The sequence below is a fragment of the Candidatus Bathyarchaeota archaeon genome, assembly GCA_023131225.1.
Lineage (GTDB): Archaea > Thermoproteota > Bathyarchaeia > Bathyarchaeales > SOJC01 > JAGLZW01.
In genome coordinates this window covers 20189-36059 of record JAGLZW010000033.1, presented here as the reverse complement: position 1 = coordinate 36059, position 15871 = coordinate 20189, and the positions used below count along the sequence as shown (strand labels likewise).

Genomic DNA, 15871 nt, shown 5'->3' with positions numbered 1-15871 from the left:
ACAAATGGCGCCAAAAAAGGGAATTAATTGTGGTGAGCGCCGCAACAATAAGAAAGGTGTGCAGGCTTGAGAAACGTGAATTTAGGCATAATAGGCTTAGGATCAATTGGGAAAGTTCATTTGAAAAACTGTCTTCGACTCAAAAACGCCAAACTAGTCTCGGTGGCCGATTCATCCAAAAAAGCATTGAAATTTGCTAGAGAAAATGGAATCAAAAACATTCAAACTGATTACAATAGGTTACTTAATGATAAGAGCATCGATGCAGTCATAATAGCAGTACCCAATTTCCTTCACTGCGAATGTGCGTGTAGGGCTGCTGAGGCAAAAAAAGACATTTTCTTAGAAAAGCCTCTGGCTAGAAATCCAGCAGAAGGAGAACAGGTTCTATCTCATGTTAGACGCGAAGGAATAGAACTTATGGTGGGATACCCATCACGGTTCAGTGAGGACTTCAATAAGTTGAAGAGCAAAATAGAAAGCGGTACGTTAGGTGATATACAACTTGCTTATGCGACTAATATAAGTGCAGGCCCCTTCTCTCCAAGGGGCGAACTCGGTAGACCCTCCCCCGTGCCCGCATGGTGGTTCAACAAGGAGATGATGGGCGGCGGAGCCCTTTTGGATTTAGGGGTTCATTTGGTAAGTCTTTTTAGGTGGTATTTTGGAGACGCCGTCGATGCAAAAAGCTACCTAGGATACAGATTCAACATGGACTTTGAAGATCACGCAATGTGTCTTCTAAGATTTAGAGATAGGTTGCTTGCGACTATTACCGTGGGCTGGTTTTCGAAAGATCCTAAAGTAAGCGTGGAGCTGTATGGAACAGTTAAACACGCGTCTGTAGTTCGTTCCTCTCCCAGCGTGGTGAGAATTATTGCTGACGATCTTAGAAGGAAAGTTGGAAAGATCGAGCGTTCACTTGATCGCTATTTCAAAGAACTCCAGTACTTCGTCGACTGTGTGAATACAGATATTTCACCTAGTCCATCTGGAGAAGAAGCTCTTCAAGATCTAAGAATTATTTCCATGGCATATGAAAACGCCTTGCGTTTTGACTCTTGATTACAGCGATTTATCTATTGTTCTGGTTGAGTTGGTTTTGAGCCTCGTAAGCTTTGTCCGTGCCCAAGCGCCAAACGATATCTCCGTTAAAAATGCTATTAGCAAGTCTCTGGATCTTATACAATTCAGTTTGGAAAAACATCCCAAAAAAATCGTGATAAAGCCAAATTTGTGCTATTACTATGATTACTCCACTGGAGAAACTACTGATTCTAAATTTGTGGGCGCTCTCATTGACGTTTTAAGGGAACGATTATCTTCAGATATGGACGTTTCTGTTGTTGAGTCTGATGCTTCTGCTATGAGATGTAAACATGTCTTTAAAATGCTTGGCTATGAAAAGATGGCTAAAGAGAAAGACGTCAAGTTGGTTAATCTTAGTAAAGAGAAAAGCGAAAATGTTGAGGTGAAGATCAGAGATTATTATTTCCAATTTCGGGTGCCTCAGATTTTTCGTGAGTCGGATATGTTGGTTAATGTTCCCAAAATTAAGTATCAATCGGGAGTAAAGGTAACGTGCGCGTTGAAAAACATCTATGGATGTAACGCCTTCAGTAAAAAATTCGTTTATCATAGGGCTTTGAATGAAGCTATCGTGGGCGTAAACAAACTAATAAAAACTGGTCTAGTCGTCGTGGATGGTATCGTCGTGAACGGAGTCAACACAAAGCAGCTTGGACTAGTTATGGCAAGTGAGGATCCAGTGGCAACTGACGCCGCGGCGTCGAAAATTCTGGGACTAAATCCGAGATCTGTAAAACACATCGTGCTTGCCTCTCAGGAAGGTATAGGCGATATGCAGTTTATTCCAAAAGGCGAAAACCTAACTTATGTTAGGGATATCTTTCCGAGGAGAAAACTAAAAAACAAAATTCGGATGCTGCTTGCTCAAGTCTACATGCGTTGCATAAGATAGCGCGCTAGGATTTCTAAAATATGTCTCTAGAGCATAATCGAAACGCCTTAATAACATCCTTAACGACATGATGAGGTGACAAATCATCCTTAAAATAAAAGAACTAAGCAACTTCAATCAATTCGAAGATCTAAAAGACAAATGGAATGACATTTTACAAAATAACTTGGATAGTAACATTTTCTCTACTTGGGAATGGCTGTCAAGTTGGTGGAAGCACTTTGGAAGCGGAAGAGAACTTAGAATTTTGATTATCGAAGACAAAGGGAAAGCTATAGCTGTTGCCCCACTCATGTATTCCAAATACAATTTTCTTCATTTTGGCAATTTAAGAAAGATAGAGTTCATCGGAAGCCCCCAATCCGATTACAACAATTTCATTTTCCTTGAGAAAGAACAAGAATGCTTGAAACTCTTTTGGGATTATCTGACAGATAAACATGCCGACTGGAATTTTGTAGAACTGGGAGATATTCCTGAGAGCGCTACGTTCGTCAGTTTACTGCGAACGATGTCCACTGAAGAGCTATCTGGGGTTCATTTAGACGAGGTAATAACTTTCTCGTGCCCTTATATTGATCTTCCCATTTCGATTGAAATGTTTCTACAAAGATTAAGCGGAAACATGCGAAGAAATTTGCGCAGAAGAAAGAAGCGTCTAAGCGAGAAATATCGAGTTGAGGTTAAGACACATAGCGATTTTAGTTCAATTGAAGAAGCTATGGACGCATTTTACGAGTTACATCAAAAAAGATGGGAAACTCAAGACCTGCCTGGAGTATTTGCGGAAAAAAAGCTTCGCGACTTCCATTATGACATAGCCCGCCACTTTTCTAAAAAGGAATGGTTAAGCCTATACATTTTAACCGCAGATGACTTGCCTATCGCGGCGATATATTCTTTTAATTACAAACAGAAGAAATACGAGTATCTCACGGGATTTGATCCAGAATATTCCAAATATGGAGTTGCAAATCTGTTGAGGATGCACGTTGTTGAAGAATGTATTCGTAAAGGGTTAAAAGAATATGATCTAATGAGGGGCGATGAAACATACAAAATTTCTTGGAATGCCAAAAGCAGGAAAAATCTTGAATTTCGACTTATCCGCAAAGGCCTTTTTCCCAGAATATACGGTTGGATAACGAAAAGTGTTACCGCTACACTTTTAGCGCAAAAGTTGGGTAAATCCTTAACCCTTAGACAATAGTCCTCTCAAGGAAGCTTATTATTGAGAAGTGAAAAAAGGGTTCTTTTGACTTTCGATGTCGAAGGCCCTGTACTTAGAGAAGACTTTCTAAATGAGGAAGTAGTTGCAGCCTTATTCAAGGTATTGAAGTTATTAAGAAAATATGATTTAAAGGGACTTTTCTTTCTCACGGGGACTATCGCAGAGCAGATCCGTCGTTTTCCAAAGATTTCAGAATTATTAAAAACTCACGAAATAGGCTACCATGCATCAAGTCATTCCGTCAAACCTGCTATTTTTGAATATACAGACATAGAAAGCTATGTAAAGGCTGCCAAAATCTCGAGAAGAAGAGAAACTTCATGTATTAACCCTTTGAGTGGAAATATCTGCAGCAAAGGCGGTATTCTGTTACTGCGACAAATTTTTCCTGAAAAAGAAATCACATCTTTTAGAGCTCCATTTTTATGCTGGTCTCCACCCCATCTAGAAGCATTAAAAGAACTAGATTTCAAGTTTGACTTTTCAGCAGACATTTGCAAAATGCCAGTTCTGCATAAAGATGTGACCTTCTTTCCATACCCCATAATAATCGATTCGCCAGGGGTCAATTTTCCAATTATAATAAAAAAAATGCTAAGCCAAAAATTCTGTGTTCTCTTAATGCACCCATCTCATGTAATGTTTAAACCAGGCGAATCCTTCTACCATCAATACAGCAGTCCATTTCATCCTATCCGAATCAGAAAACGTAATCCTATGCGTGTCACATCGAAATTTTCGGAGCTAGAAATATTCTTGTTTGGGCTTCATCTACTACGAAAAAAAGGATTAATTAAACTCATAAATACGTTAGAACGAGCTGAAAAAACATTAGATCCTCATGAGACTGACATCGCGAAGGTTTATAATAAAAGCGTATATGCTGCCAAAAATCTATTTGGTTACAAACCAAAATTTTTATTACGCCATTTTCATCATTTTTTCAGAATTCGAAAGTCTGATATGCTAACCACGAAGTGATGATTTGTTGACCCATAAAAAATGCGCGCGCGGGCGAATTAAATAATTCTGGAATGTTTATGCGGAGAGTTGGTCTTCATCTCAACTTTGAAGAACCACCTAGCCTATGACCAGTTCACGTGGAAAGGCTTAGACAACGCGGGCATCCACACCAGCCTAGCGTTCTGCGTGTTTTACGCCGTTGTGATTGCAGCTTTGAAGCTGGGCCGACCAGACCTAACAGGAGGCATAGCTTACTTCGCTTGACAGCCACTGGAAAAGGACGGATGACACGACAACCAGTGTGAAGTAGGATCCTTCCGCCTGCATTCCCTTTCTACGTTCGCGTTCTCTTCCCCTTCACCGAAAAATCGAGTAGAATCTTTCATCTTGATATGTACACGGATGAAGTTAATGATTACAGATAGTCCACGCAGAACCAAAAAAAACTAATTATTTAACTCCCCTACGCGCAGATTTACCGATCATTCAAAAAAGTAGAAGTGTGGAAAGAAACACAATACGTTTTGGCTAGAGGGCAGTACATGCACACGAGTAATATCTCCTAATCTCAAAATTAGCCACTGAAACAACAAGTGTATAGGTAGAACAAACTTGAAAGTCCTTATTTTAGGATTTGATGGGGCATCGCCAAAACTAATTGATAAATGGAACGACTTTCTACCCACATTCAAGATGTTCAAACAAAGGGGCATCTTCGGTCAAACAATACCACCAGTTCCTGCTCAAACGCCGGTGGCATGGACGACGTTCATGACAGGAAAGAACCCAGGTAAACACGGAATCTTCAGCTTCGCCATGAGAAAAGCAAGAACCTACGAGAGAGAGATAATCCACCCGGCAATGCTAAAGTCAGAAACCTTTTGGCGCATCTTAAGCGACAACGGTAAAAAAGTGGGGGTTATAAATGTTCCAATGAGCGACGTCGAAAACCTAAATGGCTTTGTCATTCCAGGCTTCCTATCAAAAACCGAAGGTACTCCATACCCTGACAGCGTTAAAACCAAAGTTCAACGAAATCTTGGAATTGAAAGACTTGTTGGAGATGTTGAAACAGAAATTCTTAAATCGGTGAAAAGTGAGCCAGACTTGTTTTTTGAAAGCGTCAACCAAGTAACAGACCAAACAGCCCAAATTTCCCAATACTTATTTCAGGAAGAAAATTGGGATTTCTTCATAACAGTCTTTATGGGAACAGATAGAATTCAACACTTTTTCTGGAAATACGTCGATCCAACTCATCAAACATACGAAAAGAACCGATTCACTCAGCTTGTGAAAGAATACTACATTAAAATCGACGGGATTGTTAAGAGTTTCCTAGACCATATTGACGAAAATACGCTGATGATTGTCCTTTCCGATCATGGATTCTGTCCAGTCCACAAAGAAGTTTTCGTAAACAACTACCTAGAAGAACTAGGCTTTCTGAAAACAAGAAACGAGAAAATCGACTTGGAAAACAGCAAGGCAGTTTCATACGGATACGGGGACATATGGCTAAACGTAGAAGACAGAGAACCCCACGGCCTGCTAAAGCTAGGCGAGGAATATGAGACAACACGAAACGCAATAATCGAGGGACTTAGAAACCTTAGAGTTAATGGGGAAAACCCCTTCAAGGATGTGAAAAAGAGGGAAGAGATTTACTGGGGAAGCTACTTAGACAATGGCCCAGACCTACTGGCAATCTTTAAACCAGGTTGGCAAGCCGCCAGACGCCCAGCGATTATTAGAAAGCAACCCTCAGGGATATATGTAAATGAAGAACCTCGGTGGAGCGGAGGTCACGATGGAGCCCACGACCCTGTTGATGTTCCCGGAATATTTGGCCTAATAGGAGAAGGAATAACAAACCAGCGGAATCTAAAGGTTAACCTCTGGGACCTAGCGCCAACAATCCTTCAACTAATGAATGTCCCAGTTCCTGCAAACATGGACGGCAAACCTCTACGATTATGAAACCCCTTTCATCACCATATGACAATCATTAAAAGATTGCAATAGATGACGAAACCTATAAAAATACTTGCATTTTTTTCTTGATGCTTATACTGAATATGGACAGTGGGTGCAATCACCAAAAGGAGCAATTTCCTTTGGCGCTTTACTCTGTTTATAGTAGTTTTGAGTTTTGTCACAATTTTCGCGCTAAGGGCAATCAAAAAGTCATTTGAGGTTGAATCATTTCATGTGGGTGTATACTGGAATCCTAAATGCACAAAAGAGGTGACGTCAATCGAGTGGGGCAAGTTAATTCTAGGTTCAACCAACGACGTAAACATTTTCTTACGAAGCGAAGAGTTAGACTTATCATGTTTCATGTTTTTATAGACTAAAGATTGGAGTCGACACTAGGCAGCTGAATACATTTCCCTAAGTTGGGATTATGACGGCAGAAACGTTGAACATGGTGAAGTAATACCTGTTACCTTAACACTTAAAGTTGCACGCGATGTTCTTGGAATAATAGATTTCAATTTTAACATAATTATTTCTGGAACGAAATATGTTCTTGGCGATATAAATCAAGATGGATTTGTGAATATCTACGATGTGGTGGAGCTTGTATTCGCTTATGGTGTAACTCCTTCCAACTCTCACTGGAACCCTCTGGCCGATTTCAACGGTGACAATATTATAAATGTCTACGATGCAACTATGTTATCTCTAAACTACGACCCTTCTTCTCCGTAGTTTTTCTGCAAGCATGTTCGTCTAGAGAAGTAATCCATAAAGCTTAAATTCACTAATTAGATGTAATTAAAACGCTGTAATGACATATAATTAAGAAGCTTTTTAAAATGTCCAAAAAAGAAAAATCCGAAGAAAGAAAGAAATTCACCACAGTCTCCATTCCAATACCCCTCTTCAAAAAAGTCGAAGAAAGAATCAGAGACACAGGCTTCACGTCAGTTTCAAGCTACGTCGCCTATGTGCTGCGAGAAATAATAGCAGAAGAGGAAAAAGAGGAAGAACCCTTTAGCGAAGAAGACAAAGAGAGAGTCAAGGAAAGACTGAGAGCATTAGGCTACATAGACTAGAAGAGGCGAATTCAACTGCCGAAACCCCATGGAGGCAAGCTAATAAACAGAGTGCTAAAAGGCAAAGAAAAGAAAGAAGCGTTAGAAACGGCGAAGAGATTAGAGAAAATCGAAGTTTCTGACGCGGTTGCCAGCGATGTCGAAAACATTGCCAAAGGAGTTTTTAGCCCCCTTGAAGGCTTTATGATTCAAGAAGAACTTGAAGCCGTACTGCATTTGATGCGGCTTCCCAGCGACCTAGCTTGGACAATTCCCGTTCTACTTGACGTTTCTAAGAGCAAGGCTGAGAGGTTCAATGAGGGTGACGAGCTTGTACTACACTTCAATGGTGAACCTCTGGCGCTGATGCATCTGGATGAGAAATACAGTTTTGACAAAGATGAACTGGCAAACCACACTTTTGGCACGCTAGATTTGGCTCATCCTGGAGTGGCGATGGTTAAAACTTTAGAAGGCGTTTTTCTCGGAGGCAAAGTCGACTTAATCAACGAACCAAAGGGATCCTATGACCAGTACAAGCTGGAACCTTTGGAGACAAGAGTGTTATTTGAAGAGAAAGGTTGGAAAACCCTAGTAGGATTTCAAACACGGAATCCGCCGCATCTTGGACACGAATACGTGCAAAAGACTGCCCTTGCTTTTGTTGACGGCGTTTTCATAAACCCTGTAATTGGTAAGAAGAAGAAAGGCGATTTCAAAGATGCGGTTATTCTCGAAGCCTATAATGCTTTGATGAAAAGCTACTACCTTAAAGAGTCGGTAGTAATGTCTATTCTGCCCTTCGAAATGCGCTACGCAGGTCCAAGAGAAGCCATCTTCCACGCCATTGTCAGAAAAAATTTTGGCTGCACCCACTTTATTGTCGGTAGAGATCATGCTGGAGTGGGCAAATTTTATGGTCCTTATGACGCTCAAAAAATCTTTGACGAGTTTCCAGACCTCGGCATTTCCCCACTGTTCTTCAAATCCTTCTTCTATTGCAAACGATGTAGCGCTGTCACAAATGAAAAAGCTTGCCCCCACGGCGAAGAAGACCACATTAATTTTAGCGGAACAAAGATACGGAAAATGCTTTCTGAAGGACAAATTCCGCCGAAAGAGTTGATGCGTCCTGAAGTTGCTGAAGTGATTGCGAGGTACCCAAATCCATTTGTTGAATAGGAGTGCAGAGAGATGAAAGCTAAACGGGTTTTGGTAGTTGGCTTGGATTGTGCTCCGCCTGAACTGCTGTTCGACCAATTTGCAGATGAACTGCCGAACATAAGAAGAATGCTTGACGATGGGGTGCACGCGAGGATGGAGAGTTCCCACCCACCCATAACAATTCCTGCTTGGATGGTGATGGCTACAAGCAAGAACGCTGGAAGACTTGGAGTTTATGGCTTTCGCCACCGCAAACCTGGAACCTACAATGACATCTGGCTTGCAAACTCTCAATCAATCAAAGAGAAAACCGTTTGGGATATTTTAGGAGAGCATAACAAGAAGGTGGCGGTTGTTGGCGTACCACCAGCTTACCCTCCAAAGCCAGTCAACGGCTCTTTAATATCAGGTTTCATGACCCCTAGCGTTGACAAAAACTACACCTATCCGCGTGGGTTGAAGCAGGAAATAGAGAGGTTGGTTGGGAAGTATCTTCTTGATGTTGTGTTTAGAACAGGCGAGAAAGACAAATTGCTTCAGCAGCTTTACGAAATGACAAAGCAACACTTCACAGTTCTGAGATATCTCTTAAAAACTAAGCCTTGGCATTTCTTCATGTTTGTTGAAATAGGCGTAGATAGAGTGCATCATGCATTCTGGAAATTCTTTGACAAGGAACACCATCTTTACAAGCCTAACAACAGATACGAAGATGTTATTCTGGACTATTACAAGCTCATTGACAGCGAAATCGGCGAACTATTGAAACTTACAGACGACGATACGTCAGTAATTATTGTATCAGACCACGGCGCCAAACGAATGATAGGAGCTTTCTGCGTTAACCAGTGGCTAATTGAAAAAGAATACTTGAAACTCAAAAAAACGCCGCCAGCAGGGACATCACTTACAAAAACAGAAGTTGACTGGTCTAAAACCAGAGCCTGGGGATGGGGCGGCTACCACGCAAGAATATTCTTCAATATTAAAGGAAGAGAACCTAAAGGGGTCATAGAGTCTAAGAATTACGAGAAATTCAAGGATCAAATAACTGACGATTTAAAGACTATTCGAGGACCAAAAGGTGAAAAGTGGGACACAAAGGTGTACACTCCTGAAGAAATCTACCCAAATGGTATAGGAGACTACCCAGACCTTACAGTCTACTTCGACGATTTAAGTTGGCGTTCTGCAGGGACTCTGGGCTATGACTCGTACTATCTACCCGAGAATGACAAAGGACCTGACGACGCTGTGCACTCACATTACGGCGCTTTCCTCTATTATGACCCAAAACGGAAAATGGGTGGCATAAAATTAAAAGACATAAGCCTGTTGGATTTTGCTCCGACCGTGCTAAAGGTCATGGGAATTCCAGTTCCTGAAGACATGGAAGGGAAAACTATTGAAGAGGTGGCATAAATGAGCAAAGAAGATCAAGGATTTGTGGTTTGGCTAACTGGTTTACCTGGTTCGGGGAAAACAACGATTGCACAAGGACTACTTCGCGAATTGAAGGCTAGGAATCTTAAGGTGGAGCTGTTTGACGGCGATGAAGTGAGAAGAAACCTTAGCAAAGGGCTTGGTTTTAGCAAGGAAGACAGAGACACACACAACAAAAGAATAATTTATGTCTGCAGACTCCTAACACGAAACGGCGTAAACGCCATCGTTTCTCTGATCTCGCCCTACAGAAGCACTAGAGCCTACGCAAGAGAAAACCTACCCAAATTTGTCGAAGTTTACCTAAGCTGCTCCATCGAAGAATGCATTAGACGAGATCCGAAAGGTCTTTACAAGAAAGCCCTTGCTGGAGAGATAACTAACATGACTGGGATTCAAGACCCCTATGAAGAGCCTTCGAACCCTGAAGTGCTGCTGGACACCGAACATGATTCCTCACAAAACAACGCAGCAAAAGTCATTGGAAAGCTTGTGAAACTCGGTTACATTAAATCTAAGTCTTAATAACTACTTCCCAGACAACCATAGTCGATTCTGCCTCTAGCAACTGGCGACAATTTGAAGTTGGCTCCTTTGGAAAACTGGATAAAAATCATCAAACAGTCAGAAACAATGTTATCCCATATTTTCACAGAAAACTCTGCCTTCTTACTCTTTCACGACGACGCTGACGGTTGCTGTGCTGCTGCCATTCTTCTTAATTTAGTATCAAAACGAGCCAAGCATGGGTTCCTTGATTTCGCCTCGCCAGAGAATCATTCAGTTGAGTTGACACCGAGACTTCTTGAAAAACTTCAAGGAAAAAGTCCAAGTTTCATAGTTTCGCTTGATCTTGCACTTACAAAGTCAGTAGAGAAAATTAAGACACTTCTAAGCTTTCTTAAGGCACACATACTGATATATGACCACCATATTCAATCAAAATCTCTCAGATGGTCTGACAGATGCACCCACATAAACCCGTTAAACTTTAACCTTGGAAACATACCAGCAGCCCATTATTCCTATGTCTTATACAAAAATTACATGAAGGAAAATGATGTGTGCTGGGTGGCTGCTGTAGGCGTAGTTGCAGATTATCGGGCTAAAGAATGCAGAGACTTGTTACAGGAAGTGAGGAATCGTTATCCTTCGCTTTATCCTTTCGAAACCATCAACCAGGCAACGGCCCTTCGCTCGCCTCTAATGACCATGGCGCACCTTGTTAACGCTGGCTATCAACATTCAGACTATTCAGGAGCAAAAATAGCAGTGGAAGCATTGAATGAAGCCTTGCAGTTGGACGATCCAACAATGTTACTTGAAGGCAAAACGGAAAAAGCCACGCTTCTCCATAGGTATAGAAAGGAAGTTGACAAAGAGCTAAGTAAATATCTAGAACAGTTTGACTCTAAAGCCGAGTTCCACTCAGACTCCCAACTAGCGGTTTACTCCATAAAACCAAAGTTTAACATCACCAGCCAAATAGCCACGCAACTGCAACACAATAACCCAAACACAACCATTGCCGTCATATCTCCTGAAACTCAGGAAACAATGAAAGTATCTTTGCGAAGAGGAAGCAAAGTAAAAACTGATCTAGCCACTTTAGCTGAATCAACCACTACTGGTCTAGTGCAAGCTTCTGGTGGAGGCCACCGAGATGCCGCTGGTTGCATTCTACGAAATGAAGACATTGACCTTTGGAAGAAAAACACGTTGCAATATCTTCGTACATCTGCCAGGAGCAACTGCCTTTGAAGTTATTGCTTTAAAAGAGTTCTTTTGAACCAGTTAATCCTGATGTTGAGCTGACAATTTTAGAGATCCTTAGAAGGCTTGCTGGATAGCACGCGCATTTCAATTTGACAGGATTCCATTGTCAAACATGCTTGTAGAAATTTCCGCAAAAGCTGTCAGAAAAAAGTGTGCCTGAGTGTGTGTAATAGCACAAGTCTTCTAATATCTTTCATCTTGAAGTTTTGCAGAGAGCAAGTCAAAATGCACGTTGCCCCACGTTCACCTTGAGCTAAACTCGTGTGGGGGTGGGATTTAAACCCTCAACACACAAAAGTTTGGAGTTCGCTCGTTTTTCCCTAATCTATATACCCAAGGCGTCTCAATCTTTTCATCATTCTCTTCTTTTCTTTCTCTGTCAACTCATTTTTATCCTTAAGCCCCCAGTCAATTCCATCCCACAACCTTTCATGGAAATAGTATAGAATTACTCTTATAACATGAAATAGTATGGTCACAGTTGCGGTGATTTCCCAACTTTCTGTGAGAAACCAAGTTATCCCTCCGAGAATGATGATACCCAGCAATCTCCAAGTGATTGACTTCATTACAGATCTTTTTTTACTCTCCATTCGTATTCCTCTTGAAGCAGAATAGTTCTATATGATTATTCTAATTTTCGGCGCGCGCTACATATGTGCGTATCGAAACAAGGGTAAACCTTATATTCCGATTTTTTTGTAGTATAGAATGGTGGTAATATTGGGTAGGTATGTCACCGTGTCTGTGAAAGTCCCCCTTGAAGTTAAGGAGAAGATGAAGCTGCTCAACATCAAGCCATCTACGCTGTTGCGAAGAGCCATTGAGGAAGAGGTAAGAAGGAGGGAGATTCAGAGGATTAAAGATGAGATAGAGAGTCTAAAGCCGATGCTTAACAGGATACGCACGGAAGCCATTGTACGAAGTATTAGAGAGGACAGAGACCAAAGATGAGCTACGTGTTCGATTCCTCTTCAATATTCAGGGCCATAAAAGAGAATTTGGTAGAAGTCTTGGCTGGAAACTACACTCTAGAATTGACAAGATATGAGTTGGGAAACGTCTTATGGAAAGAGAACACCTTGCATAGACGAGTTAATAGCAAAGAATTAACAAAGCTCGCTAAGATAGTTAAAAAAGTGCTTAACTTGATGGAAATATCAACGATAAGTTGCCGCGAGGAAGAAATATTACGCATAGCTGAAAAGTTAAAATTGACATTTTACGACGCATCCTACATATGCTATGCCAAAGACAAAAAGCTGCCCTTAACAACAGAAGATGCAGGCATAATAGATAAAGCAAAACCCTACATTAAGGTTTTGAAGCTCGACGAGCTAATTTGACCCACGCTCTCATCATAGCAGCCTTGCTGGCACCATTCCCTTTTGATCACAGTGTCCGTTTTATTTGATCTGACTGAACGCAACGACTTCTTAGTTGATTTGTGTATTTTTCTTCGTGCGATATGACGTAAACGTAATTTATACGAAGCCTTGGTTATGCTCCGGTGGCGGTATGACCATGCGCACGTGTTTTTCCCTGCAAAACATGAAGAAGAACGCGCATAAGCAAAATTGAAATAGTTTTTTACCTCTCTCGACATCTTGTAAATAGATGCGCCCACGCAAGAACAAAGTAAATAGGTGGCTCAAAAATAAAAGCCAAGTTCGATTCTTTCATTACGTTTCTGCGTTCTTCAAAGAAAACAATACTGCTGATAATAGTTGTCGCACTGATAACGATAATTCTCAGCACCGTACTGTCTATATGGTTAAGCAAAACTTACAATCTATACGTTCCAAGCATCGGAACCATACACACATTGGGCGTCAAAGCCTATTGGGATGCAAACCTTGAAAACGAAACAAAAGAAATCTACTGGGGAACCAGCTACCCAGGATCATCAAACAACGTCACGCTTTACCTGCAAAGCATAAGCAACATCAATGCAGCCCTCCACCTTAACACTGCAAACTGGACCTTCCAAAAATCAGATGGCAAAACTGTTACAGGACCCACCGATACTTCACCTTACATGAACCTAACATGGAACTACAATGAAACCACAATTCAACAAAACGAAACTATTCAAGTGACACTAACCTTATCAGCTTCCTCCTCCCCCAACTTCATCCATTACCTCATCAACAACGATGTAAAAAACTTCAGCTTCGACATCATCATCAACACATCCAAATACAACAGCTAACCCTTTCTACAAAGCACATAAAAACTCAACGTTAAGAGCCTCATACAAAGAAAACAGTGAAAGCGTTTCCTAAGACCATTGCAACCGTAAAGCCCAAATACCACACAATCTTCTCCACGACCCTAATACTACTCACTATCTTAATCGTTTACTGGCAAGACCTAACAATCCTAACGAACAAGGTCCTGCAAAGCGAATCGGTAAGCCACATACTTCTCGTTCCATTCCTCATCACATACTACACCGAAAAAGAAATAATGTAAAGCATCAGTTTCGCTGGAAAGGCCTCGAGAAAAAACAAGACATGTTTCATTAGATGAAATCATCGGCTTAGCCCTATGTCTCTCCGCTTTAAAATCATTTCAAACCTGATGAAAATCCCACTAGTTTTAGCAAAAAAGGCGTAGATATCCAGTCTACATGCACACGCGAAAAATAACACGTACATTTTTTCGGAAGCCTTAATGTGCGCGCTAGAGTTACTCTATAACATTCCACTAATTGTTCTAGGTCATATTTCCACATAGTTTAAGAACTACATTTCGTTGTATGTGTTGAGAAACAAACTGAATAAGGGAGAAAGCGAGACACAGATGCAACCAGAAGCCAATCCGATGATTTCGGTAGTAATTCCCGCATTCAACGAGGAGAAGAACATAGCGGATATCATCGCGCAAACAGAAGACTCTTTGAACTCTCTAAACCTTACCTACGAAGTCATCGTCATTGACGACGGCTCCAATGACAAAACGCGACATTATGCTTCAAACAATGGAGCTAAATTGATAAGCTACCTGACCAACCACGGTAAAGGCTACGCAATTAGAAAAGGACTGGCAAATGCAAGAGGACAAATTCTGGTTACATTGGACGCTGACGGCTCTCACAGACCAGACGAGATACCAAAATTAATCAAGCCCCTGCTTTATGGCGCTGACGTTGTTATCGGATCGAGATTTCTTGGGACCCATGGAAAAGAAGTAACATCCAAACTTCACACCTTCGGTAATCATTTGTTCAACATTCTAATACTGCTTCTTACAAAAAAGAAAATCACGGACAGCCAAACTGGTTTCAGAGCTTTCAAAAGAAAAGTGCTAAAAGGAATCGAATTATTCTCTAACGGTTATGAAATAGAAAGTGAACTTACCATTAAAACACTCAAGAATGGCTTCAAGGTTATAGAAGAGCCCATAACTTGCGACAAAAGAAAAAACGGTCTCTCGAAACTAAATACCTTTTCAGATGGCTTTACAATCCTCAAGACAATTCTCAAAGCAAACTTCATCTAAGACTACATCACTGATTACGCCTTACAATGCAAGGATAGAACTTCTGTTTTTATTTTCTATAATAATATCCATTAATGGTTTATTAGGGACGAATACTTTGATTTTCGGTGACCCAAAATGAAAGAAAGACACATACTGCTTGTTTACTTATCTGTCATAATCCTTTTAGCCAGCATGGCAATTGGGCACACATTCGCAGATGAGTTGAAAGGATCTACTGAAGGCAGCCTTAACGCGCTAAATTCCGGGTACGCCATTACTAGATGGCCATGGGACGGTGGCGACCTTCTTCCAGGTGAAAGTGCCACAGTAAGAGCATGCACAACAGATCCTCCTCACCCAGAAGCCACACAGGTTGTGTTCAGATGGAATCGACCAGACGGCAGTCACTGGGACACAGATCCCAAAAACCTCACGCTTAGCGGTGACGCTTGGGACGGAAAACCAGTATGGGACGCATATGACACGCAGACCTTGGACATGGTCGGGAATTGGGGTGTTCAAGCACTGTTCCTAGACAGTGAGGGGAACCTACAGGGACCAAACCCGTATCCCATTGTAGGACTAAGGGCAATATCCTATCACGTTGTTCCAGAGGTGCCTTTAGGCGCAATCACGGCCGTGCTAAGCATGCTTGGAGCATTAGGTGTCTTTGCAATCGTTAGAAGAAAAACAGCTGTTCCAAAAATCCTTTAGGCTTGTTTAACTGACCCCCCTCCTTCTCAAGTTCGAACCAATAATGTGCAGAAAACCAAAAATTTGATGGAA

Annotated in this window: 19 protein-coding genes; 18 read left to right on the top strand and 1 reads right to left on the bottom strand. The window is 41.4% G+C overall.

What is annotated here, in order from left to right:
- Positions 1 to 66: 66 nt before the first annotated feature.
- The 12 genes from KAU88_08255 (at position 67) to KAU88_08200 (ending at position 11584) form a co-directional block, all read left to right on the top strand.
- Positions 67 to 1065, top strand: a complete 999-nt coding sequence (locus KAU88_08255) for a Gfo/Idh/MocA family oxidoreductase (GenBank protein ID MCK4478499.1) — start codon at positions 67 to 69, stop codon at positions 1063 to 1065.
- 37 nt (positions 1066 to 1102) lie between these two features.
- Entirely contained in the window at positions 1103 to 1981 is an 879-nt protein-coding gene (locus tag KAU88_08250; GenBank protein MCK4478498.1) for a DUF362 domain-containing protein, read from the top strand.
- Positions 1982 to 2228: 247 nt separating this feature from the next.
- Positions 2229 to 3191 (top strand): GNAT family N-acetyltransferase, encoded by a 963-nt coding sequence (locus KAU88_08245; protein MCK4478497.1) that lies wholly within the window; start codon positions 2229 to 2231, stop codon positions 3189 to 3191.
- 21 nt (positions 3192 to 3212) lie between these two features.
- Positions 3213 to 4193 carry a hypothetical protein gene (locus KAU88_08240; protein ID MCK4478496.1) on the top strand — a complete coding sequence of 327 codons (981 nt, stop codon included), beginning with the start codon at positions 3213 to 3215 and terminating at the stop codon, positions 4191 to 4193.
- 69 nt (positions 4194 to 4262) lie between these two features.
- Entirely contained in the window at positions 4263 to 4439 is a 177-nt protein-coding gene (locus tag KAU88_08235) for a hypothetical protein (GenBank protein ID MCK4478495.1), read from the top strand.
- Positions 4440 to 4787: 348 nt separating this feature from the next.
- Positions 4788 to 6155, top strand: coding sequence for an alkaline phosphatase family protein (locus KAU88_08230; protein MCK4478494.1), 1368 nt, complete (start codon positions 4788 to 4790; stop codon positions 6153 to 6155).
- Between the two features lie 579 nt (positions 6156 to 6734).
- Entirely contained in the window at positions 6735 to 6890 is a 156-nt protein-coding gene (locus KAU88_08225; GenBank protein MCK4478493.1) for a hypothetical protein, read from the top strand.
- Between the two features lie 107 nt (positions 6891 to 6997).
- Positions 6998 to 7237: a CopG family transcriptional regulator gene (locus KAU88_08220; protein MCK4478492.1), complete on the top strand. Its 240-nt coding sequence runs from the start codon at positions 6998 to 7000 to the stop codon at positions 7235 to 7237.
- Between the two features lie 15 nt (positions 7238 to 7252).
- Positions 7253 to 8398, top strand: coding sequence for a sulfate adenylyltransferase (sat, locus tag KAU88_08215; GenBank protein MCK4478491.1), 1146 nt, complete (start codon positions 7253 to 7255; stop codon positions 8396 to 8398).
- 12 nt (positions 8399 to 8410) lie between these two features.
- Complete coding sequence (locus KAU88_08210; protein MCK4478490.1) at positions 8411 to 9802, top strand: alkaline phosphatase family protein; 1392 nt, start codon at positions 8411 to 8413, stop codon at positions 9800 to 9802.
- The gene (cysC, locus tag KAU88_08205) at positions 9803 to 10348 is read left to right on the top strand and encodes an adenylyl-sulfate kinase (protein ID MCK4478489.1); all 546 of its coding nucleotides are present in this window, start codon (positions 9803 to 9805) and stop codon (positions 10346 to 10348) included.
- Between the two features lie 54 nt (positions 10349 to 10402).
- The gene (locus tag KAU88_08200; GenBank protein ID MCK4478488.1) at positions 10403 to 11584 is read left to right on the top strand and encodes a DHH family phosphoesterase; all 1182 of its coding nucleotides are present in this window, start codon (positions 10403 to 10405) and stop codon (positions 11582 to 11584) included.
- A 335-nt stretch (positions 11585 to 11919) separates the two neighbouring features.
- Here the strand turns inward: KAU88_08200 and KAU88_08195 are convergent, their stop codons facing one another.
- Entirely contained in the window at positions 11920 to 12192 is a 273-nt protein-coding gene (locus tag KAU88_08195; protein ID MCK4478487.1) for a DUF2061 domain-containing protein, read from the bottom strand.
- 118 nt (positions 12193 to 12310) lie between these two features.
- On the opposite strand from KAU88_08195, the gene KAU88_08190 reads away from it, so the two are divergent.
- The 6 genes from KAU88_08190 (at position 12311) to KAU88_08165 (ending at position 15799) form a co-directional block, all read left to right on the top strand.
- A complete protein-coding gene (locus tag KAU88_08190) occupies positions 12311 to 12553 on the top strand; it encodes a hypothetical protein (protein ID MCK4478486.1) in 243 nt (80 codons plus the stop codon).
- Positions 12550 to 12945 (top strand): type II toxin-antitoxin system VapC family toxin, encoded by a 396-nt coding sequence (locus tag KAU88_08185; protein ID MCK4478485.1) that lies wholly within the window; start codon positions 12550 to 12552, stop codon positions 12943 to 12945. The genes KAU88_08190 and KAU88_08185 overlap by 4 nt, the downstream gene beginning before the upstream one ends.
- Positions 12946 to 13424: 479 nt before the next feature.
- Positions 13425 to 13811 (top strand): hypothetical protein, encoded by a 387-nt coding sequence (locus KAU88_08180; GenBank protein MCK4478484.1) that lies wholly within the window; start codon positions 13425 to 13427, stop codon positions 13809 to 13811.
- A gap of 56 nt (positions 13812 to 13867) precedes the next feature.
- Positions 13868 to 14074 (top strand): hypothetical protein, encoded by a 207-nt coding sequence (locus KAU88_08175; GenBank protein MCK4478483.1) that lies wholly within the window; start codon positions 13868 to 13870, stop codon positions 14072 to 14074.
- A gap of 291 nt (positions 14075 to 14365) precedes the next feature.
- The gene (locus tag KAU88_08170) at positions 14366 to 15103 is read left to right on the top strand and encodes a glycosyltransferase family 2 protein (protein MCK4478482.1); all 738 of its coding nucleotides are present in this window, start codon (positions 14366 to 14368) and stop codon (positions 15101 to 15103) included.
- A 117-nt stretch (positions 15104 to 15220) separates the two neighbouring features.
- The gene (locus KAU88_08165) at positions 15221 to 15799 is read left to right on the top strand and encodes a hypothetical protein (protein ID MCK4478481.1); all 579 of its coding nucleotides are present in this window, start codon (positions 15221 to 15223) and stop codon (positions 15797 to 15799) included.
- The last annotated feature ends 72 nt before the right edge of the window (positions 15800 to 15871 follow it).

What these genes read in the sequence shown, in the direction of transcription:
- KAU88_08220 (MCK4478492.1), top strand. Translation starts at nt 6,998, where the DNA reads ATGTCCAAAAAAGAAAAATCCGAAGAAAGAAAGAAATTCACCACAGTC.
- KAU88_08210 (MCK4478490.1), top strand. Translation starts at nt 8,411, where the DNA reads ATGAAAGCTAAACGGGTTTTGGTAGTTGGCTTGGATTGTGCTCCGCCT.
- cysC (MCK4478489.1), top strand. Translation starts at nt 9,803, where the DNA reads ATGAGCAAAGAAGATCAAGGATTTGTGGTTTGGCTAACTGGTTTACCT.
- KAU88_08195 (MCK4478487.1), bottom strand. Translation starts at nt 12,192, where the DNA reads ATGGAGAGTAAAAAAAGATCTGTAATGAAGTCAATCACTTGGAGATTG.
- KAU88_08190 (MCK4478486.1), top strand. Translation starts at nt 12,311, where the DNA reads ATGGTGGTAATATTGGGTAGGTATGTCACCGTGTCTGTGAAAGTCCCC.
- KAU88_08185 (MCK4478485.1), top strand. Translation starts at nt 12,550, where the DNA reads ATGAGCTACGTGTTCGATTCCTCTTCAATATTCAGGGCCATAAAAGAG.
- KAU88_08165 (MCK4478481.1), top strand. Translation starts at nt 15,221, where the DNA reads ATGAAAGAAAGACACATACTGCTTGTTTACTTATCTGTCATAATCCTT.